The following is a 25,560-nucleotide window of genomic DNA, read 5'->3' on the forward strand; positions in this document are numbered from 1 at the left end:
TTTCAATTCACGACTCGATCATCCCATACTTCAACTTGATTCGATCCAGCTTCTCAAGCATCGGCCGCGAGAGAATGAACAGGAAACATACCGTTGCGGCTGCATGAACCAAATCAAACCCTATTCCTGAAGCATAAGCGGCGAGCAGAATCTCTTTGTTTATAGTGGGAGTAATCATAAGAACCGAGCTAGTGTTCATGATACCACCATAGATCAAGACTGTAGCCGCACCGCCAAATAAACAAAGGGATAACTTCGTCCGTTTAAGCCACCCTTTTTGGAATAGAAGACCTGACAGAAACCCAATAATGCCAAACCCAAACATCTGCCACGGCGTCCATGGTCCTTGTCCAAAAAAGAAGTTGGATATAAAACCAGCGGCTGCTCCTACCAAAAATCCCGCTTCCGCTCCCAGGCTTACCCCTGAAATAATCACAATTGCAATGACCGGTTTAAACTGCGGCAGCATGAAAAAGGCCGATCTTCCTGCTACGGTAATTGCCGTCATTACGGCGATGACAACAAGCTCTCTCGCCTGAGGTTTTCGTTTCTCGAATACGAGTGCAAATGGGATGAATGTGTACAACATAATAAGCAGACTTATGAAGTAGTACTTGCGGCTTTCCCATAAAAACACGCCCATTAAAATGGTAACTGGAATCACAACTAGAATCAGTATAGCTGCAGCTAAAGTGCGTTTGCTGAGCCGACGGTTGCTCAAAGACTGGTTTGACATCGCTCGATCACGCTTTCCACGGTTACCGCATCCCGCCATAAATGGCGTGCCATGCGATTAGCCGACGTTGTATAAAAATTGTTTCCTGCAAAAAAAGCAGTCGCCGTGTTCGTAGAGACGATGCCGCCATCAAAAAACATGGAGCACTCTTCTCCGTACTTGGCACAGAATTCAATATCATGGGAAACCATAATAATAGTGACTCCTTCCGCATTCAATTTTTTCAGGAAAAGGCCTAGCTTTTCTTTGAAAAAACTGTCCAACCCTTTGGTTGGCTCATCCAGGATCAGAATTGTAGGCTCAAGCAGAAGCACCTTGGCAAGCGCAGCCCGCTGCTGCTCTCCCCCGCTCAAGTCATAAGGATGCATCGAGAGCAGCGGTTCCAATTCCGCAAAAGCTGAAACAGCGTCCATTCTCACTTTTTTCTGCTCCATCGTTTCCTCTGAGTCCGACAGCATCTCGTATAAATCAAGCTCAACCGTCTTTTTCACAAATAAGGATTGGGGATTTTGCGGCAGCACCCCCAGGAAATTGTGGAACAAATCACGTACTTTCATAGAGGCCGGTTGTTTCCCTTCCAGCAGCACTTTTCCGCGGTAAGGACGGACAATTCCGCTTAGTAGAGAGAGCGCGGTTGATTTGCCAGTGCCGTTTCCCCCAACTAAACAGTAAAACTGCCCTTTTTGCACTTTAAATGACAGATCCTTAATGATGTCAGGACCATTTTTTTCGTATTTAAACCAGACGTCCTTGAACTCGGCAGCGACGGGCTGCTGGAGCTTTACAGCGGGTCCATCCTTCTGATCGTGTAATCCTGATGTCTCCGCTGAATAGCGGAACTTGCCCTGCAGCCATTGCCTGCCCTCTTTCACGGTAAGCGGAAGCGGCGTATGCATCATTGTTTCGGTCTCTATCGCTGTATAGATCTGCATTGGTGCAGGCATCGAGAGGTACATGGGATGTCCCATCGCATGCAGCTTTTTCCCGACATTCCGAGGTGCATCATCAGCAATCAAACATCCATCATCCAGAACGATGAGCCGATCGGTGAGTGGCAGCACCTCTTCAAGACGATGCTCCGTCATAATGACCGTTACTCCCAGCTCCCGGTTGATTTTGCTTACCGTCTCCAAAAATTCCATCGCTGCGATCGGGTCCAACTGGGACGTTGGTTCATCGAGAATCAAAAGGGACGGATGCATCGCCATCACAGAGGCCAGATTAAGCAATTGCTTTTGTCCTCCGGACAGCTCCGACACCGGTTTATGGAACCAAGTTTGGATACCGAAAAAGCTAGCCATCTCCGCCACACGAAGCCGAATCGTTTGCCCATCAAGGCCCAGGCTCTCCAATCCAAAAGCTAGTTCATGCCATACTTTATCGGTTACGATCCCATTGTCCGGATTTTGCAACACAAATCCAATTTCCGATGCTTGGGTTCTATGATCTATCTCGCTTAACGGGGCTTCCTTGTAATGAATCGTACCGCTGCTTACCCCATGAGGCGCCAGAATCGGCTTTAATTGCTTGAGAAGAGTACTTTTACCACAGCCCGATTTGCCAATAATCGTAATGAATTCACCGCTTGATACCGTAAGATCAATCTGCGATAGCGCCTTTTTTTGTTGGCCCGGAAAGGAAAAGCTCAAATCTTCGATACGATATACTTCCATTTAACTTCCTCCACAATTTGGAACATAACGGGCAGCGTACAAAAAATGAAATACGCCCCATAAACAACGAAGCTGAACAGCGAATACTCCTTCATGACAACGGAAGGAAAATACCGAATCGTATTTTCCTCTAATGCGGCTCCGGTAAGCACAATTGCAACAAGTCCTATCATGATGGACAGCGTTAGCTGATCTCGGCGTTCAAAACGATAAATGGAAAAGCTCGTTCGTTTCGGTAGGCCGTAGCCCCTTGCCTTCATGGAATCGGCCGTTTCAATTGCATTTTCCATCGCCCATGTCGTCAAAATGGATAAAATCCGCAGTCCGTTGCGCGCTCGCTCGATGAGATTGCCCTGCGATAAATCTCTTCCTATAGATCGTTGAGCTTGCGATATGACGCTTAATTGATGCCTATACCTCGGTACAAAACGAAGCGTCATGGCGAGAATTAACGAAATTGCCGGCATTATTTTCCCGAACAAATACATCAACTTATCCGACGTTATCACCTTGTTGAAACAGGAGAACCAGACGATTACGGTCACGTACATACAGGCTGCGGCAATTCCGTATAAAATAGACTCCCTGGTGAAGGGGTTTCCATTAGGAAGATAAAATAGGATCGTTACCCCGGCATGATTGAAAATCGGATTAAAAGCAGCCATCACGAGCAATAGCGGCAGCATATAGAGCAAATTGAATTTCACCGCTTTGCGGCCATTCAATAGGATTGAATAACCAATGGCACCTGCAAGCGAGATCGCTTGGAAGAGCGGGTGCATGAACGCCATGCTGAACACCAGAACAAACGTAAAATAAACAAAATTAACGATGGGATGGAAGGTGGTGAATGCGTTTCGTCTCAACGTTTCCCCTCCGGTGCCGCCACTTGCTTAGCTCCGACATCCCGTCCTAAATCTAAGGTGTAAATCCATTCTATCGTATCCCCATCCTTAAGTTTATAACTGCTGGAGCCGTAATTCGGGAATACTCCGTTTACTTTATACATCCACCCACTAAGCTCTCCGCCATCGAACTCATATATATTATTAATGCCTTCAATATAATTGCTGCCATAGATCGATGATTTCGAAAATTCAAGATGAATTTTCTTTTTTTTCATTTCGCGGAGAAGAACATCAAAGACGCTCTCTCCTTTCTCAAAGATTACTTTTTGTTTGGAATAAATGACTCCATCCTTCGGCAGCAGTTCAAGCTTATCTTCATCAAATTGATCCTTGTTTGCGAGAATCGTATCGGCCTTTACCGACAAGGTTGCCGAATTGGATTGCTTCTCCTTTGATCCTGATGAAGGTTTTCCGGTAGGTTTAGAAGTTACCGGCGCTGTTGGCTTTGGCTTGCCCGTGTTTTTACTTCCGCCTTGCTGCTTCGCCGGGCTGGTCGTCGGCTTTGGCTTGGCAGACGGAGCTTTCTCGATTACGGACCCGTTTGGTTCCGCTGTCGCCCCTGGAGCTGGCGTCGGTAAAGGAGTTGAACTTTCCTTCACCGCATTCGTCGGCTCTGTCTCCTTTTGCGGGCTCGGAAGTGGCGATTGCTGTGAATTCGGTGCACTAGGACTGCTCGTTGCGGATGGAGGAACCGTACTTGGCCCAACTGATGGCTGATTAGATGACGCTGGGTTCTGCCCCGTTTCATTGGCAGACGAAGAGCTTGAGGGCTCTTCCGCAGATGTTGCAGAAGCCCCCTCTTGCATGGCTAATTGTCCCGATTTTCCGCCGTCTCCGCTTCCGTCTAAGAGGAACGCAGCTGCCAATATGGCGATAATTCCAAGAAATACGATCCATTTTTTTGCGGACAGCTTTTTCATATGTTTATGATTCATTGTCGCTCAAATCATAGAGACGTGTTTGCCCATTCAGTAACCGGTTGTAGGCAACCATCGCATACATTGCTTGATCAGTAGCCATTGCATCCACCTTATTGACGCCTCCTATGTGATAAAATCCTCCATCAGACGCTGCAAAACCCAGAAGAGCCCCGATGGGGGAATTGCCGTTTTTGATAAATCTGTGATCGGTTTGCGGGTTAATTCCGATACTTGTCAGCGCGACTATAACCTGTGCGGCGCTCTCTGAATTAACGGTTTTGTTGCTGGCAAAACCTCCGTCCGCTCGTTGAACGGAAGACAACCAGGTAACAGCCTTGTCAACTGCCCCTTGAACCTTATTGTTCAAATGGTAGTACGGCGCTAAGCTTTGAATCGCCATTGCCGTTACATCTGGATCCGCCTCTTTTTGAAGCTCTCCGAGTACCCAGCCTCCACCTTCAAGCTGCCGCTTCAAGATAAAGTCCACTAGCAGATCCCTTGTTGTGCGAGTCTTAACTTCTACGGTAGAAGGAATGTCATACTGCTTGCTGTCGAGTGCGATAAGCGCAAAGATCGGTCCATTAATGCCTTGTTTGATTATAGCGTCGAAATCCGCCAGTTTATCAAGTAAATTGTAACCGGCAATGTTTTCTGTACTTTTTCCAATCGACGCAAGAGCCAATATCGCACGGCTGTACTCCGTATACTTGTTACTGTGGAGAACACCTGATTTTTCTTTTAATTCCTTTTCCAGATTAGCATAGTACTTCGCAAAGTAGGAGTCCGGAATTTCAATACCGGAACGCGCCAGACCTAGTACCGTCCATTCTCCTCCAAGCGTAGAGACGTCAGGATTAGGGACGGATTTTTGTAAAAAGGCTGCGGTTAAAGCAATTTGCTGAGCAATCTGCTCTTTGTTATTCGGTTTTGCAGAATCATCCGGGGCAGATTTTTTATAATCAAACGCCCGCATGACCACAACCGCCGCCATTTCCCGCGTAACGCTACCGGATGGCTTAAATTCATTGCCTTGTCCGATCATCAATTGAAGCGATACGCTCGCTTGAACGGCGGTTTTGGCCCACGGGGATACCCGATTCAAATCCTTAATTGCAGACGTTGACGAGGATGACTGAACGTCTAACGCCCGAATCATCATGACTGCCATTTGCTCTCGCGAGATCGTATCATGCGGCTTGAATTGAGATTGATAGCCGGTAATAAACCCAGCCCTATGAGCGGCCCCAACATAAGGAGCGAACCATGCCTCCTGAGGCACATCCTTGAATGAACTAGACTCTCCAATGGCTGCTTTTAAGCCAAGCATAGAAACCATCAGCCGGGTGAATTCAGCTCTTGTAATATTGGTTTTTGGAGTCAGCTTGCCGCCGCTTCCTTGAACAAACTCGTTTTGTATCGCTGCTTTCATAGATTCCAAGGCCCATGCCGAAATCTGATCTGCATCCGAATAGGACTGACCCAGATCAATGCTCGTGCTCGAATCTTCCTCGTTTTTACTGCGGGTCGTATAGGTCACGAATGTAGTAAAATGGTTTGTCTTTATTACAAGATCACTGCCAGAGACATAGGCATAAGTGATTTTTTCGCCCTCTCCTTTAGTCGCCTGTAATCCTTGATCATCAGACTCGTAAAGCTTGATCGGCGAGAACTTGTCACCTTCTATAAAGCCTGCAAGCTGACCCTTGCCGCCCTTTATTTTGAGCGTCAACAGTTTATCGAATAAGAAAGGCTTATCCACTGACCCCATAATAAACGCATGACTAACTTTTTCCATCTCTTCATTATCTGCAAGGCCGTTCTGGACGAGTCCGCTCAGCCTTGAATCCTGAACATCCATCCCGGTGAACAGCTCCATGCTGTTGTCACCAGCTTTAAGCTTTGTTCCTTTGTCGATTTCGAAAGTGAAATCCCCTTTATTAGCGGTAAGTTTGGGAAGACCCTCTTTGGCATTCTCCACGTCAAGAATGATCTTGCGGGTCTCTTCGGGGATGTTGAGCGTAAACTGCTCTGTATCCCTCTGTTGCTTGGAAAGGTGCAGAACATAATCCTGCTGCAAATTTCGCGGCACATCTACTACCGTTTGTTTCAGAGCTGGAACTGCTCCAGGCGGTGTTGCTGGTACAGGTGCAGCGCCGCCAGGTACCTGCCCAAAATCAGCACCAAGATTCAATGTGTAACGCCACGCTACACGATCATTTGGCTTAAGAACATATTCGCCCGCACTGTACTCTGGGAAAACGCCGTTGACCGAGTACATCCATCCACTTTCCGATCCACGGTCAAATTCGCTTAATCCATCGATCTCTTGTATATAGAGAGAACTTCCCGAACCAATGTAACGAATCTTACCCGGCAGCTCCCGCTCCAATATCGAAAACGCCGTATCGCCCGCTTGCAGCACCGCTTGCTTGGAACCCAAAATCATTCCTTTTTGACTGTCACCCGTGACAGAAATGGTTGCATAATTCCCTGTCGGGACTTCGACAGGAGGAGCTGTCGGTGGCTCCGGCTGTCCTCCTCCATTGTTAGGAGGTACAGATGGTGAAGGTTCTGGCTCGCCTCCTCCATTTCCAGGAGGTGCAGACGGTGACGGTGACGGTTCGCCTCCTCCATTGCCAGGAGGTGCAGTCGGCGATGGCGATGGCTCACCCGGAGTTACTATCGGCGCTTCTTTTATAGTTAGTGACTTCCTCGCACGCACCAAACGAGGCGCTGTATCCCCTTTATAACCTGATACTTCAATCGTGTAATTGCCGATCGCGTCTATACCGCTGCTGAAAACAGCTTCTCCACCAGCATAGGTGTCCAGCGTAACGCTGCCGATTTTCACCTGCACGCCAGCAGCTGGAACAACGACTCCCTCTGGTCCATTGCCAGACTTAGATGCCTTTTGAACCCATACCTTAAAAGGCTCGCCCACTGCCGGCTCGGCTGGCATTACTTGAATTGAATGCGCGAGCTGAGTATCATCACCGGAATAGTAAATAACGACCTTATCGTCTGTACTCAAAGGATAAACACTTAAACTCGTTGCCGGGAAGAGCCATCTACCATCGCGGTAAACAGCGTATTTCCAGCCATCCGTGCCGCCGTATTTGCCTGCATCGATGTTATTTATAGAAGCCACTAATTTTCCGGATGAGGAATCTGCAGCTCTAAATGGAATATTGGAATTGTTGAGAAGACGCTCCAGCGTCTCCAGAACGTAAGTGCCATTCAGATCTCCTTCAGTAATCGGCCCATCCGGTCCTTCCACTTGAAGAGAGACTTCATAAGCTTGACGGTCTCCGAAATCGTACAGTCGTTTCTTTCCTTTGTTAAAGGAATCATAAGCAACTAGAGCCTGTAAAGCTTGCTCGGTTGCCAAGGAATTGGAGCCGCCCGTAGGAGTATGAGAGAAAGCGCCGTTGCCTTTACGGAACGTCAGCAGCTTCTGAACCAGATTGCCTCCATCTTTCGTGAACCGGCTTTCTGTAGGATCAATGCCATGGGAAGTCAGCCCGATAATGGCCTGCGACACACTCTCGCTCGCATCCGCTCCCCAAGACAGATAACCTCCGCTCGGCGTCTGGTTGATCGATAACCAATTCACCGCTTTATCAACAGAGTTCCCAACACCGGCTTGCGCTGCGTACGGCGCTAACGCCGTCAATGTCATGCCTGTGAGATCGGGATCACTTTTACCGGTCCCAAGTGCAAATCCTCCGTCATCCTTCTGCCTCGCCACAATTGTAGAAACCAACATATCACGGGTCCACAAGGCAGTGTTAGGAACCGTATAATTACCGCTATCCAAAGCGATAAGAGCATATAATAGCCCATTTATCCCTTGATTCGTCATTTTGGTATTGTTGTAAATGCCTTCAATCAGGTTATAACCTGCAAACTTGCTTGCATCCTGATTCGCGGCTGTCAGACCAATGACGATTCGTTCATAATCCGTTACTAATGAAAATGTCCCTTTTTTAGCTAAAAGTGTGCCATGCAATCCTGAAACATAGCTAGCAGGAAGGAGTTTGTCTGCTTTCGACAGGCCAACAGCCTGCCAATCATTAATCCCGCCTAAACCAAGAGTAAATTTCGATGCTCCTTCAATTGCAGCTTGGACCTCTGCCAGAAGCAGTTCGTTGGAAGCCTGCTTTAGATTGGATACGGGATTTTCTGTATTCCCATAAACTTGTCCTAATGTGGAAAACAACAATGTAATGGATAGCAATAACGACAGCGCGTACCTGCCGAAGGTGCTTTTTGCAGATCGTTTCATATGTACCCTCTTTCGGATGAAATAGATTTAACATACCCATACGAAAAAAGCCGCCCTTAAATAGGACGGCTTGTAACAACGTATGTATGTTGCCAATGAACAGACATCAAAGTAAATACACCGAAGTATATCTACCCTGAATTTCCAATTCTCACCCCCCGAAGAATTAAAAACATTCGCGTGAAGGCAGGTCTCCTGGCTCATGAGTCATCGCTTCTCCACCCTTCCCAGTTTAGATAAAAACCAGTGGTTTATGTAGAGTCGCTCCTCAATTACAGTGGCGGGACCGCGTCGGATTTGAACCGAACTTCCCTTTTAAGCAGACTTTGTATCCTAACAAATCTGCACCTTTACGTGTTTGTATATGAAATTGTCCTGTACATCATAACGGCTTTTCTATGGGATGTCTATGGAAATAGCCATCGTGGTAAAGTAAAAACCGGAACTCTTAAGTTGCAAGAAGTCCCGGCCTTATAAATGACGTTTAACCTATAACAGAGTCAACAAATTTCTCTAACAACGAAGGGTCTGTAATGTTCTTATTACATTCATGACCATGTATACACAGATAGTTACCGATTGCTCTATAGTAATCAGGCGAAGAATTTGCCGGCCTTTTTTTGGAGATGGCCGTAAACAGGGCAAGTTCTTCATGCCTATTGCATACAAAGCAATAGCCTTTTTTATTGGTCGGCGTATACCTGCCTTCGATACCAATGAATTGTCCATTCATATGATACACAATGAACAGCTTATTCGTGGATATATCGATCCAGCTAATATAAGTTACATACCGATAATCGATCGCCCCTAAATCAGGCAACTTTAACTTTTTATTTTTGGGAAATAACTTCTGAATTTGCTTATCTGTAATTTGCGGAAATTCAATTAAATAAGACTCTAACTCCATCAGATGCTTTGCAAAATCATCTGAAGATTGTAAATTGAAAATCGCTTCCAGCATGTGTTTCTGGAAGTTCGTACCGTTCGGAAACAGTTCGGCAATTTTGAGTTCTGCACTGTATCTCACTGATTCCAATATTTTTGAATCGGCATTTGCCCTGAGAGTTTGCTCCAATATCCCAGCTTGTTTTTTAATAAAGTTGTATTGATGATTAACGATAAATGGTTCACTCATTAGGTACAGCCCCTTATTTTTTTATAGTGGAACAAAATAAGGTGCAAAGCCAATTCGTGAAACCGATCTATGCTCATTTAGGCGATGTTGTTGTCACTCATTTTCGCCCATGCAAAGTATCGCCTTCAAAACAGGCTTTGCATGAGACCGGCCAATCCGGCAATCTTTTATTGCCATATCCATCAGCGCTCCTTTACACCTGAGATAATGAATATTATAAGGAAACCATTCTGCTGTTACAACAGAATGGCGATTATAGAGCTATTCATTTTGATGGAGTTTTTCTACGTGTGCGGAGATAAACATACGCCAATATCCCTAGAACCAAAGCGGCAATGGCGGATATGATCCAGATTGAAGCTTGAGAGGCTTTTGATTCATTTTCATCCGGAATGCTTGGCAGCGGAATCTCTTTCCCTTGTAAAAAAGCAAGTTCCTCTGTCGCCTCGCCAACGAGCTTACTGGGGGAACATAAAGGATTTTCCCACTTTCCGTTCTTTTCGGTTAGAAAAAATAAATACTGCTTCCCAACCTTACTTGGACCATTTAGATTGCCCCAAAACCCATCCTCACCAATCGAGACTTTATTTGCACTAACGCCCTTAAAGCTTGTTGTTACCGTTGATTTTACGATGTTGTGAACCCCGTTCGGGACAACTTTGTCCACCTTCCCGACAATAACGCCGTCGTATTTCGCATATGCTTCTTCCACGGACAGCAACTGTGCACAAGACAATGCTTGAGCCTGCGGCGAGTAGAACAGGATTAGCAGTAGAAGCGCGACTATAAGCGACGTAATTTTTTTCAAATCATCTCCCCCTCTTTGAGTTAAAGGGACGGAGCAAACCGGGTTAAGGTTGCAGATGGCTGCTTTCCCTGTTTTCTACATGAAAAAAGACTGGAGAAAGGATCGAGGAAAAGTAGAGTGGGTACCTTTCAAGTTCGTTCGGCCAAGGCCTTTATCCGCCTGTGGGCCTTGATTTTCCTTTACCCATTTGTATTGCTCGACCGGTTGGGACAACCGCATAGATTCGGTGACGGGGGTCGCTATGCCGGGGACAAAAGGAACAATGCGTTGGGAATATACTTGGGCGTTCAATAACGGATTGGGCGCATACGATTCGAACAAGAACTTCAAGCTTAATGAAACCGGGTACGCTGAAATGAAAAAAATATATTGTAATATTTCCAATATATTGATATACTTCGTTTCAGGAAAGGGTGGAATTGGAATATATTCTAATTTTACCTAAAATTGTTTCAATAAAGGAGATTTTTTTTGAGATGAATCGAATGATGAAATTTGCAACAACTGCTACAATGGCTGTCACTTTGTTGGTGAGCGGGTCCTCTGCATTTGCTAACGAGAATGCTTCTCCTGCTTCTCCTGCACCAAGTCCTAGCTTGGTTACTCCAACAAAAATCGGAATTTTCGATACTTCAAATGTCATTTTCAACGCTGCACTTAAAGATGGCTTAAAATCAAGTTTCGATATCCCAAAGGGTTACGGATGGGTCAAAGTATGGGTTAAAAATACTACTAATGCGGAAATGACTGTCCGCGTTACTCAAGGCAGTCTTACGGGGAAGGAGAAGATGAATTTTAAAGTACCAGCTAATAGTCAAGTGTCCGTAGATGGAACTGCTGCGTGGTCAACTGGAGACTTTCATGTTGCAATCTCCACTGAGAACAGTGAAGCACTGACAGGTTTGTTATCGGTTAAATTGGCGACTACACAAGGTGAGCTATAATTAAATATATTCCATTGCTCAAAGGAACTTCGTCTGTTTATTATTGTAATTCAAAAATGCTTCATGACGAATCCTTGCGAAGTCCTACTTCGGTCTAATTGAATAGTGTAAGGCAATAAGAACCGCCTTCGGCATCCAAACGAATCCTTCCGTAATGGAATTTTGGGACGAATCCGAAGGCGGTTTTTCTGTTCTGCTTTACGTTCCACTAATGTAAGACGTTGGGTTTCGCGACCCTTGACAATCTGAACGGCGACGCCCCCTCCCCCAAAAACGGTGTAACCGCGGCTCCATCAGCCGCATTCCTTTTCGTAAGGGACGAACATCCCGGCGCATCCCCAATTTTAACCGAGTCGGGCTTTATTATTTTACGGAAAAAGGCCTACATATGAAAATGCAAGTCAAAAGCGGCAAACTTATCGAAAATATGTTAAATCCCCCAAGCCATTCGGCGGACACTTCAATTTTCCCGGCATTAGCGCATGAAGCGGTTCAAAGTAAAAAGTACAGCGTTTTCCATACGATGTGCGACGTTATGGAGACGGCTTGCTTGCCTTGTTATTACGCAACCCGACCGCGTAAGGATACGCTTGGTGGCGATGATTTGCCAATTTTGTTGCCTACGAGGAAACGCCCTCTTGTTTCTATGGGTTCACTTCGTTTACTTTATGCCGTAGGACACCGAATTTCACCAGCCGCAAGACGTCCCGCATACAGCCAACGGTAGATAGTTTTAAAGCAGACGAATGGCATGCCTCGAACCGTCGCTTCTCCGCAATCTGTTCTGGTGACCAGTTCAGTTGCAACTGCACATTCATGTCTTTCACAAGCTCAGGGGAGTATTTACCACGAGGCTTAACTCTTCAATGAAAATAAGCCTCCTGAGCAGATCGGGACTCGTACTCCTGATCCAGACAGCCACGTTTATCTCACGTTGTAATGGAACTATGATGACGACCAAGTTCCCTTCCAATTAATCGTGTCGACCATCCCATCTTCACCAGCAGTTTACTTTACAGCGTTCGGTTATGCTAAAATGTGTGTAACCCATGGAGAGATTCTCCTTGTGTAAGGGTTGTTGTGTTGACTCCATTTTACAAGAATCTTCCATGGGCTGTTTCTTTTTCTAGGTGTCGCACTTCATATTACAATCCGTCATTTGTTTAACTCACGCTGCCTCAGCGCCTCATATAGCACGACCGTGCCCGCCATCGCCACATTAAGCGACTCGGTTCGGCCTTTCATGGGAATAATAACGCCGTAATCCAATTGCTCCAGCGATGCTTGGGATAGGCCGTCCGCTTCATTGCCAAGCAACAGCCAAAGCGGCCCGGTAAAATCACACTCATAACAGCTGCGAGCCGCTTGCAGGCTCGTGCCGGCAATTGTCATGCCTTTGGAGCGCGCCTCTGGCAACATTTCGGTCAGATCTCCCTCCAGCACGGGAAGATGGAACAGCGATCCCATCGTTGAACGCACGGTTTTGGGATTGTACAAATCAACGCACCCCTTGCCAAGCACAACAGCATCCGCTCCGGCCGCATCAGCGCTGCGGATGATCGTTCCGGCATTGCCCGGATCACGAACGCCATCGAGTACAACGACGAGCCCTCGCTCACGGAACAACGCCGCATGGTCAGCGACGGGTTTGTCCACGATCCCGAAAACCGGCGGCGGCGAATCTGTTCCTGTACATTTGGAAATGACCGAGCGAGCTGCCGCAACGAGCTCAACCGTTGCCCCATGCAGGCGCAGCGGCTCCTCTAGCTCAGAGGGTAAACCGCGCTCCGCATCGTAAACGACCGTGCGTACCGCTGCGCCGCATATTAGTGCTTCGACTAGCATATGCGTGCCTTCGGCCAAAAATTGCCCCTGTCGATTCCGATGTTTCGTCTCCAATAGGGCAGCCCAAGCCTTAACGCGCGGATTGCTGGCAGAGGTTAGTATAAGCTCTGCAGTCATCGGCTTTTCACTTCCCGTTCCACCGCATAAGCTACCTCAAGGCGCAGAATATCCTTGTTTGAGCCGACGATGACGAGCACATCTTCCTTGCCGATAACATGATCCGGGCTCGGTGTAATGTCCATCTTACCGTTGTTTTTGATGCCAAGTACATTGCACTGATGACGCGCACGAAGGTCCAACTGCTTCAGCGTACGCCCGATCATTGCATCTGGAGCCTCGATTTCGATGATACCGTGCTCAGGCGTCAGCTCGATGAAGTCGAGCACGCTCGGCGAAATGAGATGATGAGCTACGCGTAAGCCCATATCCCGCTCTGGATAAACGACGCGGTCAGCTCCAATTTTGCTCAGCACTTTACCATGCAGCTCGTTCTGAGCTTTGACAATCAGGTAGGGTACGCCGAGATCCTTCAAGATGAGCGTCGTCAAAATACTCGCCTGAATGTCTTCGCCAATGGCGACAACAACAACGTCGAAGTTGCGTACGCCGATTGCGCGCAACGCCTCCTCATCCGTCGTATCGGCCGAGACCGCATGCGTGACGGTCGACGCGATTTCCTGGATGCGATCCTCGTCGCTATCTATAGCAAGTACTTCAAAGCCCATTTCTGACAGCGATTGGGCGACGCTGGAGCCAAATCGGCCCATGCCGACGACGGCAAATTGCTTTTTACGCATGCTGAACACTCCGCCTTTCCTAACCCGCTAATGGCTTTCATTATACCATATTGACCCGTCGCTTTCCCGAATGCTCCATGAGCGGAAAGGGCATTATAATCGAGAATTGAATACAGGGGGAGTGACAGAACGGATGAGTCAGTTTAACCTGCGTGAAGCCATTACCCAGATCGTTCAGGACAAGCCTGAGGGTGAGCTTAGCGAAATTATTCGTGATTCCATCGACAGTGACGAAAAGGCTCTGCCGGGTCTTGGCGTACTGTTCGAAATGATTTGGAAAGACAGCTCTGCTGCCGAACAGCAAACTCTTGTGGGAAAGCTGCATGGCCATTTGAACAAAGCTTGAGCATACTATCGCGGGAACATTATCCCCGACAATCAACAGCATGTCCTACCATTCAACGCAGATTGCCGCTACCTCGGGAATATCAAACAAGCCAGAGGCAACGGCCTCTGGCTTGCTCTCTTTCCCTTGCCTCATCATTGTGTTTAGACTCGACTGGTCGACTCGAATTCTAGCTACCGCTCTCGGCCATCTCCGACAGGTTTACCCAGCGCCGCTCCTCGATGGAACGTTCCACCGCCTCAAGCACCTCCTGGCATTTCACTCCATCAACGAAGCTTGGAGACGGCTGACGATCCTCCGCAATCGCACTCATAAACTCCAGCACCTCATGCGTAAAGGTATGCTCGAAACCAATCGTATGGCCCGGCGGCCACCAAGCTTCCGAATAGGCATGGGCCTCATCCGTGCAAAGTACACGGCGGAAGCCTTGTACATCCTCGGCATCATCCGTGAAATAAACTTCCAGCTCATTCATCCGCTCGAAATCGAACCTCAGGCTTCCTTTGCTGCCGTTGATCTCGAATGCGTTTGTGCTGCGATGTCCGGGAGCAGAGCGCGACGCTTCAAAACTTCCCAGAGCACCGTCGACAAAACGGGCCATAAACACAGCCGCATCATCCACAGTTACTGGCCCACGCTGTATTTGATCCGTTCCGTCCTTGCCACTTTGTCCTCTCTCTTCTGAAGGAAGTGGCCGCTCCTTAACGAAAGTCTCGGTCATGCCGATAACCTCTTCGAACTCGCCTACTAGATAGCGAGCCAGATCAACCAGATGCGCTCCAAGATCGCTTTGTGCTCCAGAGCCTGCGATCTCCTTTTTCAGTCTCCAGACAAGAGGGAACTCTGGATCAACGAGCCAGTCCTGCAGGAACCGCGCACGAAAATGATTAATCTTCCCTAGCCGGCCCTCTTCAACCAACTTCTTGGCCAGCTTAACCGCTGGCGAGAAGCGATAGTTGAAGCCGGTCATATGTTTTACTCCCGCTTCCTCCGCCGCTCGCAGCATCGTCCTGGAGTCCGCAAGCGTGATAGCTAGCGGTTTCTCGCACAGGATATGCTTCCCGGAGCGAGCAGCCTCAACCGCAATCTCAAGATGTGCGTCACTCGGAGTGTTGATGTCAATCAGATCAATATCATCCCGAGCGACCACCTGCCGCCAGTCCGTCTCCAGCTCTTGCCAGCCGAACTGAGCTCGGGCTGCCTCAGCCCCTGCTGCGTTGCGTCCGCATAACACGGCCATCTCAGGTTGAAGGGGCGCACCACTGAAAAACATCGGCATCGCGCGGTATGCGTTACTATGCGCCTTACCCATGAATTTGTAGCCGATCATGCCGACCCGAAGTGTCTTTTTCTTATTGTTGGTTTCAGTTGTCATCCTCTATCCATCTCCTTGCATTTAGTCCGTTCCGAACCTGTTCCGAACCTCTTCTACGTTCGTTTCAAGCTCGATTCCCGTACCACCAACCCAACAGGCAGCTTATCAACCGGCATGCTCTGTACCTGCAGTGCAATTAGTGCCGCCATTCGTCCCGTCTCATAAAAGGAAGCAGAAACCGAGGTCAGCGTTGGCTCCATAAGCCGCGCCCCATCTGAATCGTCAAATCCAGTCAATCCATAGTCTCGACTGGACTCATATCCAAGCTGCCGCAGGCCTTGCAGCAAACCAATCGCCATCCGGTCATTACCCGCCACAAAGGCATCCGCCTGTCCCGAGCGCAGCAGTTCAGCCGCCTCTCCGGCAAGCGCCAGCCCGCTGGTCCGGCTGTAATTACCTTGCAGAACAGCGTGCTCCCCCTTGAGCTCATCCGGCATGGCATCTCGGAAGCCGAGCAGCCGGTCCAAGCTGTTGGAGAAGCCTGGTGGCCCTTTTACAAAAGCCGGTCTGCGCCAGCCCTGTTGGAGCAAATGCTCAGCCGCCAAAAAACAGCCTCTTCGATGGTCCGTCTCGACTGCTCGATGCTCCAGACCGTCAATCCGCTGATTGACAAACGCAAATGATCTTCCCTCCGCATCCAGCTTCAGTAGCTCTTCACGTTCCTCTGCAATATCTCTCGCTCCAAGCAGAATCAACCCGTCTATCTTTTGCTGCCGGAATAGCAGCCCACATCCCCGGTCCTCTCCCGGCATCCGTTGCAGTAATAGCAAATCTGCCCCATGCTGCTGTGCAGCCTCGCTAATCCCGCCCATCATCTCGTAAAAATAGTAGGTCGAAAAAAGCTTAGCCTTCGGTACAAAAGGCAGCATAACACCAAGATTGCCACTTCTTTTACGAGCGAATTGCCTCGCCAGTTCATTCGGCACATATCCGAGCTCCGCCGCCGCCTTCAACACCTTTTCGCGGGTTTTCTCCTTGACGGCGTCTGATTCGCTGAATACCCGAGACACGGTCGCCTCCGATACACCAGCCCGCTCCGCTACCTGCTTGCGCATTCTCTTCACCTCATTCAGCCAACTGCTGATGGCAACATGTTGTCCTCTATAAATTCCGTATCAATAATGTACGCGCGTTCATTTTCTCATAAAATCCTTCTAGCTGTCAACGCCACGCCTCTCTATGCCATCTCAATGAGGCAATGAATACCCGATGCAGGCAGCTACCTGAACATGAAAAAGCCAACCGATTTCTCGGCTGGCTCTGCTCCTTTAAACATCGTATTTCTCGAAGGCTCTACTTGTTCAAACACCATATTCCACGAATTTCCGACTCCTGCAACAGTCATTGCAGCCTGAGAGCTTAAATCATTCACGCCGCCTTAATGGGCTTAAGGAGCCGTTTCTAGGAATTTAGAAGTTGGGTTTTTGGTCTCTGCGGTACGCATCGCATACTCGTTCTCGAACAGGGCGACATAGTTGCCCTTTTTGTCCTTCACGAGTGTGGAGTTAATGCGGAACTTGGAAGGATCGATATTTTCTTCAACAATCCAGCGTGCGAACTGGAATGGCATACGCTGCAAAATGACATCGACGCCGTATTCCGCCTTCATCCGATACTCAAACACCTCGAATTGCAGCTGTCCAACAACGCCGAGAATCGTATCCTCGAAGCCGCTGGCGGATTGGAACACCTGAATGGTGCCTTCCTCGGTCAGCTGATCAATGCCTTTTTCGTACTGTTTCTTCTTGAGCGCATTTTTGATCGAGACTTTGGCGAAAATCTCTGGTGAAAATGTCGGCAGCTCGTCGAACACGACGTTGCCGCCCTGCGCCAAGCTGTCGCCAATCCTGAAAATACCCGGATCGAACAGACCGATAATATCACCCGGATAAGCAGCCTCAACGATGTCCCGGTCTTGAGCGAGGAACTGCTGCGGCTGGGCCAGCTTGATATCTTTGCCGATCCGCACATGTTTCACGCTCATACCGCGTTCAAAACGCCCGGAACAGATACGCAGAAAGGCAATTCGATCCCGATGGGCTGGGTTCATATTTGCCTGGATTTTAAAGACGTATCCACTGAACTTTTCGCTTGTTGGTTCAATAGGGCCATTCGTACTGTTGCGCGGCTCCGGCTTCGGCGCCAACTGCAGGAAGTTCTCGAGGAATGTCTGCACGCCGAAGTTGTTGACGGCGCTGCCGAAGAATACCGGCGTCAGCTCTCCTGCCCGAACCTTCTCAAAGTCGAACTGATCACCTGCTACATCCAATAACTCCAGATCCTGCTCAAGCTGATCGGCGAGATAGTCGCCGGCCATCTCACGGATGATCGGGTCCTTATAGTCGCCTACCTTATTCACCTGGATATTGGAATGGTCGTTGCCCTGGAACAGCTCAACCTGATTCTTCATCCGGTCGTAAACGCCGCACAGCTCCCGGCCCATTCCGATCGGCCAGTTCATTGGCACCGAACGGATACCAAGCACCCTTTCCAGCTCTTCCATCAGATCGAACGGGCTTTGACCTTCGCGATCCAGCTTGTTGATGAAAGTGAAAATCGGAATGCCACGCATACGGCATACTTGGAATAGCTTGATCGTCTGAGCCTCGACGCCCTTGGCAACGTCGATCAGCATGACGGCGCTATCCGCCGCTGTCAGCGTACGGTAAGTGTCCTCACTGAAGTCTTGGTGACCAGGCGTATCAAGAATATTGATGCGGTGTCCGTTGTAATCAAACTGCATAACAGAGGAAGTAACCGAGATACCGCGCTGCTTCTCGATCTCCATCCAGTCGGACGTAGCATGTTTGTTTGCTTTACGAGCCTTAACTGAACCTGCCTCGCGAATAGCTCCTCCGAACAGCAACAGCTTCTCGGTCAGCGTCGTTTTGCCGGCGTCAGGGTGAGAGATGATGGCGAAGGTGCGCCGTTTTTCCACCTCTTGTTTAATTTCATCGATTAATGGCTTTGTCATTTGGGTCTCCTTGCTTCCTGCTATTTATCTTCTTGCAAGCGAATCTGCGGCTCAAACATGAGGCAGAGTCCGGATCAGATCGGCCTTGTCATAGTTGTGCTCCTTGAAAAGGTGTATTTTCCTGGCTTTGTCGCAGCTGTCTGCAGCCCTAACTTCAATTAAAACCTGTAAACCCACCTTCGCGCAAGCTAATTCAACGCTAAAAAGGGATAAGTTGCTCCATAAACGCTTCAAATCCTGTCCGGGAACCCGAACAGGATTGAAGTACCTTCTATAAAGGGAATGCTGCCTTAGCTGCCGCCCCCACTAATCCAAACCACATTATCTTCCGCCTGGCCATTAACCGGCCACCAGAAAAATCCGTCCTGCTTCAGCATACGATCGCCCTCCTCCGGACCCCAAGAACCGGCTGGATACGATTTAAGATCCTCTGGCGACTCACGCCATGCCTGAGCGATACGGTCGACAAAGGTCCAAGCCGCAGCCACTTCATCCCAGCGAGTGAAGTAGGTGGAATCGCCGCGCGCTGCATCATAGATCAGAAGCTCATAAGCCTCAGGCGTATTGATGCCAATCTGGCAGCTTTGGCAGAACTCCATTGCTACCGGCTGAACTTCATTGTCCGCTCCTGGACGCTTGGCATTGATCTTGAGGTAAATGCCCTCCATCGGGTTGACCCGGATGACGAGCAAATTTGGTCCGAGATTATGCCGCTTCGCAAACAGTACATTATCGGGTACGTTTTTGAACTCGATAACAACTTCGGTTGTCTTGACTGGGAGTCGTTTGCCCGTACGGATGTAGAACGGCACGCCCGCCCAGCGGAAGTTATCAACGAATACCTTGGCTGCAAAATACGTCTCCGTAGAGGACTCCGGATTAACCTTGTCCTCCTCGCGGTAGCCAGGCAGTTCCTTGCCCTTGCTACTGCCAGCCGCATACTGCGCACGTACGACGCGCTCGCGCACCTCTTCACTGCCGCTGAACTGACGCAGCGAGCGAAGCACCTTAACCTTCTCGTCGCGAAGGCTCTCTGCATGCAGCTTGGCAGGAGGCTCCATCGCGATCATCGTAATCATTTGCAAAATATGGTTCTGTCCCATATCGCGCAGAGCACCGGAATGGTCATAATAACCGCCGCGTTCCTCGACGCCGACCGTTTCCGAAAGCGTAATTTGCACATTGGCGATATGATTTTTGTTCCAGAGCGGCTCGAACAGCTGGTTGGCAAAACGAAGCACCTGGATATTCTGAACCATTTCCTTGCCGAGGTAGTGGTCGATCCGATAGACCTCTTCCTCTTTGAACACCTGGCTCAGCTGGCCGTTCAGTTCACGCGCCGATTCCAGGTCGTAGCCGAAAGGTTTCTCGATGACGAGCTTATGCCAACCTTTCGATTCCAGTAGGCCGCCGTCGCGCAGATTGAACGATACCGGACCGAACAGCTCTGGTGCTAGTGCCAGATAGAACAGGCGGTTGCCGTTAATGCCGAATTTCTCGTCCAGCTCACTGGAGAGACGATCGAGCTCACGGAAGCCGTCTACATTATGGATATCTAGGGGCATATAGACGAAATGCTGGGCGAACCGTTCCCACAGCTCCCGGTCGGACGGTTTATACCGGCAGAACTCCTGAATCGACTCGTAAACGTCCTGGCGGAATTGCTCGTTGTCACGAGGACGGCGCGCAAGCCCGACAACTGCGAAATTCTCCGCCAGCTTGCCTTCTTTATATAGAGAAAACAGCGCCGGGAACAGCTTTCTCCGTGCCAGATCGCCGGTGGCTCCGAACAGATAGTAGACCGCGCCTTCGGCGGCTGTCAGTTCCTGTTTGTTAGAGTTGTTCATGTTCCTCATTCTTTCGTCGTAAATTTTTGGTTGGATCGGGTTGATATGGTATGTAGTGTATCATATCGATGCTTCAACCGCTATTGATCTCATTCAATCTTCATGGGTCCTTCACTTTCCCGAAATTTGCGTCGCCAATGCCTCTCCGGCAATGAGCGGCACTCCAATTGTTAGGTTTAAAGGTTCGTCTTTCTGTTTTTCGGAACGGGCCTGTTGCACCGCTATTTGCAGGCTTGCGTCCGCCCCCTTTTCTCCATCAACCAGCCGAATTGAAGCATCCAGCTTCGGTGAAGAATAAGTCCTGATGACTGTCGCCTCATCCTCGTACTTGTCCAATTGCAGGGCTCCTGCAGCCTTAACGAGTCTCTCCACGCTATCCTGATGCAGGGTTTGCCCGCTCAGCTTGACGCTAAGCAGCGGTTCAGAGGTAGCGCCGCTTGCCCTTATAGCTTCGCGAATGCGCCCATCCGCCTCTTCTAACCCGAGATGCTGTGCAGGATTGGATGGTATAAGCAAAAGAACTACCTGTACCTGATCAACAGCTTCGCCACTATCCCGAATAGCTGTCACCATCAGTCGACCTACATCCTCTTGATGTTGCGCTTTCCATAGAATGCCCGTATCGCCACCTGATTCATCCTTCTCTGGCACAACTTCCTTATCCGTATAACCTAGTTGCTCCGCCAACTTCAACGCCTGCTCCTCTGTCATCCCCTTGGCAAGCCAACGCAGCTCCCACCGACTGTTAGCCGCTCCGCCTCGCAGTTCTCCATCTGACCATTGCCATAGCTGAGCAAGATCCTCCACTGAAACTGTGCCCGTCTGCTCCGTTATGGCCGGCTTGTCGGGAAGTGTCCAACCGAGAGAACCCTTATTTCCAGCAGAATACAACGTCGCTAGTGCAGCCAGCAGCAGCGCCGCCGCGACCATTCCCATCGCCTGCAGCGACCGTTTGCGCTTCTTGCTTTGCAGTGGGTCCAAGCTTCTCGCTCCTTCCAATTCATCTAGATGGGTGTTTGACCATACGCATTAGCCCGTAAGTGAATATAATGCATCATCCAGCCCACTATCGCCAGAGAGGATGAAGGGACAATATGCAACAGATTCAACCGCTTCATGAAGATAATATCAAGAGATTTTGCGGTATGCCCGTCTGCATGGTTCTGAGAGACGGATCACGTTATACAGGCATCTTGACCGCATGTCAAGACGATCATATATTCTTGAACGGAGGAGAAGAGTATCATGCCCGCCAGAGTGGCGGCGCCAGTATCTCAAGTACCTCTTCCTCGACAAAAGGAAAAAAGAGCAAAACGATTAAGAAAGCTCCAGACAAAATGAAGGAACCTACGGCCCAGATAAAGGCCTTCACCTCATATCCAGGTTATCCTTATGGGTCTAGATCCATCTTTGGAGGTTATCCGGGTTACCGTCCGTACGGATACGGGTACAGGAATGGCTTCGGTTTTGGTGCCGCTTTTGCAGTCGGCCTCTCCGCTCTCGCCTTCCTGCTGTTACTTATTTGATTCTCGCCTCGCTTGGTTCGGAACTTCAAGCAGGAAACTTAAACAGCCTGTGGAACTTTCCTATTGGAAGCTTCTACAGGCTGTTTATGCATAGGTTGGTATAGGGTAATGGTTTGAAAAAATCAAGCTTTACGCCGAAGGAGGCCCTTCATGCCCACGCCCCTGTCACGCGTCTTCACCCGTTCTAATGTCGAACGAGCCTCATCCGTTCAACGTGTTACGTTACGCTCCGAAACGGCCCGACATGCCGGGCAAGCCGGACTGCCAGGATGGTATCTGCTCTACGGTGAAGCCTACGGCCAGATGCGCCATGCGCTAGATGACGCAGCTCGCTGGAGCGATGCGGCCAGTCGACAGCGGGAAGCGCTCCGCCGCATGAGGGAACGCCGCCACACGCTGGAAAGCCAGCCCGGTAACCCCGATTTACTCGGGATTACCGACACGGTGCATGAGCTCGAGGAACGCTGGAACTCGCTCGGACTTCTCTATTTCCGCTGTAGTACTAACCTCAGCTCCAGAATCGAAGATGAACTTAGCCGGCTGCGGGAACATCCTGCCGCTATAACTGCTGGCTTCAAGTCCCAGTCAGAAGGCCCGTGGCAGATCGATCGCGTCCGGCTTGGCCGGCTGCTCGACGAGCGGCCAGATTCCGTGCTGAATGCGCTTTTTAACAGCGAGGGACTTCTGCCCTGCGCCGAAGAAATTCTGAACAACTTTTTACATCAGCCGGCTCGTTCAATGATCAGCAGATCCCTAACTCTCCCCTACAGTCAGTACAATGAGTACGGACAGAATGAAGGTGGATTACCTACTCAAGGCTGGCTGCTTCATGAATCCATCTAGCGGCCGGAGGCCATCATATTCCGCAGCCTAGATCAGCTAGTCCACAGCTAAGTCATGCTTATGCGCATAGATTGCAGCTTGTGTACGATCCTCGACTCCCAGCTTGTTCAACACATTGGTCACATGGAACTTGACCGTCTTAATGCTGATGAACAGCTTGTCCGCAATATCTTGATTGGACAAACCTTGCGCGACCAGCATCAGGACATCCATTTCCCGCTCCGTGAGCTCCTCATGCGGAGCTTTTTTCATGTTCTGCTTGGGCTGGCGAAAACGATTCATCATCTTAACCGCTACCTGTGATTCCAGCACCGACTGGCCGCGCGAAGCTGCACGAATGGCTTCTGCAATCTCGCTGGCCCTTGAAGTCTTGAGCAAATAGCTGAACGCTCCTGCTTCAATGACTGGGTACAGCTTACTGTCATCGAGATAGCTGGTCAGTACGATAACCTTCGTGTCCGGCAGCTCCTCCATGATTAGACGCGTCGTCTCTACTCCGTCCATCACATCCATGACAAGATCCATCAGAATAACATCTGGTTTATAAGCTAAGGCAAGCCGGATGCCTTCCTTACCGTTGCCGGCTTCCCCGACGACCTCAATGCCATCCTCGGTATCCAGCACCGCTGCAAGTCCGATTCTAACCATTTCGTGGTCATCGACTAGCAGCACACGAACCGATGGCGCCAGCTCTTCCTCTTGGCCTAGCGCTCTGATCATGCCCCTATCCCCTTTCCATCCTCGATCGGAATCCACATCTCAATCGCTGTACCTTCTCCCGGGGCAGTCATGACGGCAATAAGCCCGCCCAGCTCATGAATCCGCTCCTCCATCGTCAGCAAGCCGTAAGAAGCTTGTTTCTTCTCTTCCAAATCAAATCCGATGCCGTTATCAATGAAGCTCAGCTTGGCCATTTTTCCATCACGTTTCAAGGAAATATCCATCTTGGTCGCTTTGGCATGACGTAACGTATTGGACAGCGATTCCTGCGCGATCCGAAACAGATGATCTTCTACCGTAGGGTGAAACAGTAGCGTCCGGTCCACCTCAATGTTAATATCCATCGGGACCTTTACCTGCAGCTCAGTCACCAGCAGCTCCAGCGCTTGCGCAAGAACTTTGCCGTCCAGATGAACTGGTCTCAGGTGCAGTAGCAGCGCCCTCATCTCAGATTGGGCTACTGCCGCCATTTCTTCAATCAGCTGAACCTGCCTGCGAGCTCTCTCCCAGTCTTTTTCGATCGTCCGGCTGACCGCTGTAGCGGTCATCGAGATCGCGAATAGCTGCTGACTGACCGCATCATGGAGCTCACGGGACAAGCGCTGCCGCTCTTCAATGACTGCAGTAAACTTGACCTGCTCCCTCCAATCCTCTTGGGCTTGCTCTTCCTGCTCTGACTCTTCTGTTCCATCCTTTGAGGAAGGAATCGTAATTGACTTTCTTCTGCCTTGCTGCTGGTTAAGCTTTCGCAGCGCTTCCCTCAGGCGGGTTGTCTGCACCGTGCTTTTAAGAGCCGTTACGGCTAATGCAACCGCGATAATTGATAATCCATACAGGGCGGCTTTGCCTTGCAGCGCAAAAAACTCCACATACCCAATGCCCTGCAGTAAAATCAGCAGCAGTCCCATAATAATAAGAAGCCATATTATAATCTCCAAACGATTGCGTCGATTCGGCTCCTGCTCGATGCCAGGAGGTTTTTTTACAGCCAACTTCGGATCCCCCTCTCTATCTATACTTTAACGCTTCAAGCATCCTCGGGACAAGCTTCCATCTCTACACAAGCAAACAAGCCCCGCCCAGGCAGCCTGAGCTGTCTGGAACAAGGCTTGCTGCTAACACTGCTGGACGAATGGTTTACCTATCCCAGCAGCAGGTAAAGGCTGAGCTATTCTTCCGAAGAACTTTGCTGCTCCTGTGGCGGATTCAACTTGTTTTTCAGCAGTTGCAGTTGCTCCTCGACCTTCAGCTGATTCTCCGGTTTAACCTGAGCGCGGTAAGTATTAGCTCCAGCGCCGTGAGGTGTACGGAGTACATCCGCTTCCGCCTCCATACGCAGGATCTTCTCTTCCATACGATTGAAGCCGCGGGAAGCACTGCCTGTATCCAGATGGCTAGTCGAAGCTGACGCTTGAGACATTTGCTTCTGGGCCTTCGCCATTTGAGCGCGAGCTACCAGCTCATTGCGCTTGTTGCGAAGCTGGTAATACTCATCCTTCATACCGTACAGCTGATGCTTAAGATCATCGGCCTGAGCTTTGCCTTCAGCATGCAAGCGGCTGAATTCCTGTGTTTTTTCTTCAAAATAAAGCTTTTCCTCCAGCATTGTGCGGGCCAAATCTTCCTGCCCGGAGCGAATGGCCGCTTCCGCCTTGCTGTCGCGGTCAGCTACGCTGCGCTGCGCTTCTTCATAGCGTTGCTGCATGCGACGCTCGTTGGCCATTTGCTTGGCTACAGTTACCTCCGCTTGATGAATCTCCTGCTCCATATCACGCAGGTACTGATTCAACATAACAATCGGATCTTCCATTTTGTCGAGAACCTCGTGTACTGATGCTTTAGTGATATCTTTTACCCGTTTGAAAATACCCATGT

General features: G+C 49.5%; 21 protein-coding genes and 1 riboswitch. Of the genes, 4 read left to right on the forward strand and 17 right to left on the reverse strand.

Annotation, left to right across the window (positions count from 1 at the left end; translation table 11 throughout):
• Positions 1-7: 7 nt before the first annotated feature.
• The 7 genes from CGZ75_RS12380 to CGZ75_RS12410 form a co-directional block, all read right to left on the reverse strand.
• Positions 8-736, reverse strand: a complete 729-nt coding sequence (locus CGZ75_RS12380; protein ID WP_089524437.1) for an ECF transporter S component — start codon at positions 734-736, stop codon at positions 8-10.
• On the reverse strand, positions 718-2,409 hold the full coding sequence (locus tag CGZ75_RS12385) for an ABC transporter ATP-binding protein (protein ID WP_089524438.1): 1,692 nt from the start codon (positions 2,407-2,409) through the stop codon (positions 718-720). The genes CGZ75_RS12380 and CGZ75_RS12385 overlap by 19 nt, the downstream gene beginning before the upstream one ends.
• Positions 2,382-3,275 (reverse strand): energy-coupling factor transporter transmembrane component T, encoded by an 894-nt coding sequence (locus tag CGZ75_RS12390; protein WP_089524439.1) that lies wholly within the window; start codon positions 3,273-3,275, stop codon positions 2,382-2,384. Before CGZ75_RS12390 ends, CGZ75_RS12385 begins: the two co-directional genes overlap by 28 nt.
• Entirely contained in the window at positions 3,272-4,252 is a 981-nt protein-coding gene (locus CGZ75_RS12395; RefSeq protein ID WP_217900054.1) for a DUF4430 domain-containing protein, read from the reverse strand. Before CGZ75_RS12395 ends, CGZ75_RS12390 begins: the two co-directional genes overlap by 4 nt.
• Complete coding sequence (locus CGZ75_RS12400) at positions 4,242-8,522, reverse strand: S-layer homology domain-containing protein (protein WP_089524440.1); 4,281 nt, start codon at positions 8,520-8,522, stop codon at positions 4,242-4,244. The genes CGZ75_RS12395 and CGZ75_RS12400 overlap by 11 nt, the downstream gene beginning before the upstream one ends.
• A 168-nt stretch (positions 8,523-8,690) precedes the next feature.
• A riboswitch (cobalamin riboswitch) is annotated at positions 8,691-8,889 on the reverse strand.
• A gap of 117 nt (positions 8,890-9,006) precedes the next feature.
• Positions 9,007-9,660: a FusB/FusC family EF-G-binding protein gene (locus CGZ75_RS12405; protein WP_089524441.1), complete on the reverse strand. Its 654-nt coding sequence runs from the start codon at positions 9,658-9,660 to the stop codon at positions 9,007-9,009.
• 265 nt (positions 9,661-9,925) lie between these two features.
• Positions 9,926-10,468: a hypothetical protein gene (locus tag CGZ75_RS12410; RefSeq protein ID WP_089524442.1), complete on the reverse strand. Its 543-nt coding sequence runs from the start codon at positions 10,466-10,468 to the stop codon at positions 9,926-9,928.
• A 419-nt stretch (positions 10,469-10,887) separates the two neighbouring features.
• Here CGZ75_RS12410 and CGZ75_RS12415 point away from each other — a divergent pair, with 419 nt between their 5' ends.
• Positions 10,888-11,412 (forward strand): hypothetical protein, encoded by a 525-nt coding sequence (locus CGZ75_RS12415; protein ID WP_089524443.1) that lies wholly within the window; start codon positions 10,888-10,890, stop codon positions 11,410-11,412.
• A 1,155-nt stretch (positions 11,413-12,567) separates the two neighbouring features.
• On the opposite strand, the gene CGZ75_RS12420 is transcribed toward CGZ75_RS12415, so the two are convergent.
• Both CGZ75_RS12420 and CGZ75_RS12425 read right to left on the reverse strand, forming a co-directional pair.
• Positions 12,568-13,374 (reverse strand): TrmH family RNA methyltransferase, encoded by an 807-nt coding sequence (locus CGZ75_RS12420; RefSeq protein ID WP_089524444.1) that lies wholly within the window; start codon positions 13,372-13,374, stop codon positions 12,568-12,570.
• Entirely contained in the window at positions 13,371-14,063 is a 693-nt protein-coding gene (locus CGZ75_RS12425; protein ID WP_483869961.1) for a potassium channel family protein, read from the reverse strand. Before CGZ75_RS12425 ends, CGZ75_RS12420 begins: the two co-directional genes overlap by 4 nt.
• 124 nt (positions 14,064-14,187) lie before the next feature.
• Between CGZ75_RS12425 and sspI the strand changes: the two genes are divergently transcribed.
• Positions 14,188-14,400: a small acid-soluble spore protein SspI gene (sspI, locus tag CGZ75_RS12430; protein ID WP_089524446.1), complete on the forward strand. Its 213-nt coding sequence runs from the start codon at positions 14,188-14,190 to the stop codon at positions 14,398-14,400.
• A gap of 169 nt (positions 14,401-14,569) precedes the next feature.
• On the opposite strand, the gene CGZ75_RS12435 is transcribed toward sspI, so the two are convergent.
• From CGZ75_RS12435 to CGZ75_RS12455, 5 genes are all read right to left on the reverse strand, one after another.
• The gene (locus CGZ75_RS12435; RefSeq protein WP_089524447.1) at positions 14,570-15,775 is read right to left on the reverse strand and encodes a Gfo/Idh/MocA family protein; all 1,206 of its coding nucleotides are present in this window, start codon (positions 15,773-15,775) and stop codon (positions 14,570-14,572) included.
• A 53-nt stretch (positions 15,776-15,828) separates the two neighbouring features.
• Positions 15,829-16,830 (reverse strand): LacI family DNA-binding transcriptional regulator, encoded by a 1,002-nt coding sequence (locus CGZ75_RS12440; RefSeq protein ID WP_089524448.1) that lies wholly within the window; start codon positions 16,828-16,830, stop codon positions 15,829-15,831.
• Positions 16,831-17,162: 332 nt separating this feature from the next.
• The gene (locus CGZ75_RS12445; RefSeq protein ID WP_089524449.1) at positions 17,163-18,749 is read right to left on the reverse strand and encodes a peptide chain release factor 3; all 1,587 of its coding nucleotides are present in this window, start codon (positions 18,747-18,749) and stop codon (positions 17,163-17,165) included.
• Positions 18,750-19,039: 290 nt separating this feature from the next.
• Positions 19,040-20,596, reverse strand: coding sequence for a glucose-6-phosphate dehydrogenase (gene zwf, locus CGZ75_RS12450; protein WP_089524450.1), 1,557 nt, complete (start codon positions 20,594-20,596; stop codon positions 19,040-19,042).
• 111 nt (positions 20,597-20,707) lie between these two features.
• Positions 20,708-21,577 (reverse strand): hypothetical protein, encoded by an 870-nt coding sequence (locus CGZ75_RS12455; RefSeq protein ID WP_089524451.1) that lies wholly within the window; start codon positions 21,575-21,577, stop codon positions 20,708-20,710.
• Between the two features lie 113 nt (positions 21,578-21,690).
• Here CGZ75_RS12455 and CGZ75_RS12460 point away from each other — a divergent pair, with 113 nt between their 5' ends.
• Positions 21,691-22,122 carry a hypothetical protein gene (locus tag CGZ75_RS12460; RefSeq protein WP_089524452.1) on the forward strand — a complete coding sequence of 144 codons (432 nt, stop codon included), beginning with the start codon at positions 21,691-21,693 and terminating at the stop codon, positions 22,120-22,122.
• Positions 22,123-22,272: 150 nt separating this feature from the next.
• A complete protein-coding gene (locus CGZ75_RS12465) occupies positions 22,273-22,965 on the forward strand; it encodes a hypothetical protein (RefSeq protein WP_089524453.1) in 693 nt (230 codons plus the stop codon).
• Between the two features lie 36 nt (positions 22,966-23,001).
• On the opposite strand, the gene CGZ75_RS12470 is transcribed toward CGZ75_RS12465, so the two are convergent.
• The 3 genes from CGZ75_RS12470 to CGZ75_RS12480 form a co-directional block, all read right to left on the reverse strand.
• The gene (locus CGZ75_RS12470) at positions 23,002-23,685 is read right to left on the reverse strand and encodes a response regulator (RefSeq protein ID WP_089524454.1); all 684 of its coding nucleotides are present in this window, start codon (positions 23,683-23,685) and stop codon (positions 23,002-23,004) included.
• Positions 23,682-24,677, reverse strand: a complete 996-nt coding sequence (locus tag CGZ75_RS12475; protein ID WP_245850795.1) for a sensor histidine kinase — start codon at positions 24,675-24,677, stop codon at positions 23,682-23,684. The genes CGZ75_RS12470 and CGZ75_RS12475 overlap by 4 nt, the downstream gene beginning before the upstream one ends.
• A 176-nt stretch (positions 24,678-24,853) precedes the next feature.
• A complete protein-coding gene (locus CGZ75_RS12480; RefSeq protein WP_089524455.1) occupies positions 24,854-25,558 on the reverse strand; it encodes a PspA/IM30 family protein in 705 nt (234 codons plus the stop codon).
• Positions 25,559-25,560 lie beyond the last annotated feature (2 nt).

This window comes from Paenibacillus herberti (assembly GCF_002233675.1).
GTDB lineage: Bacteria > Bacillota > Bacilli > Paenibacillales > Paenibacillaceae > Paenibacillus_O > Paenibacillus_O herberti.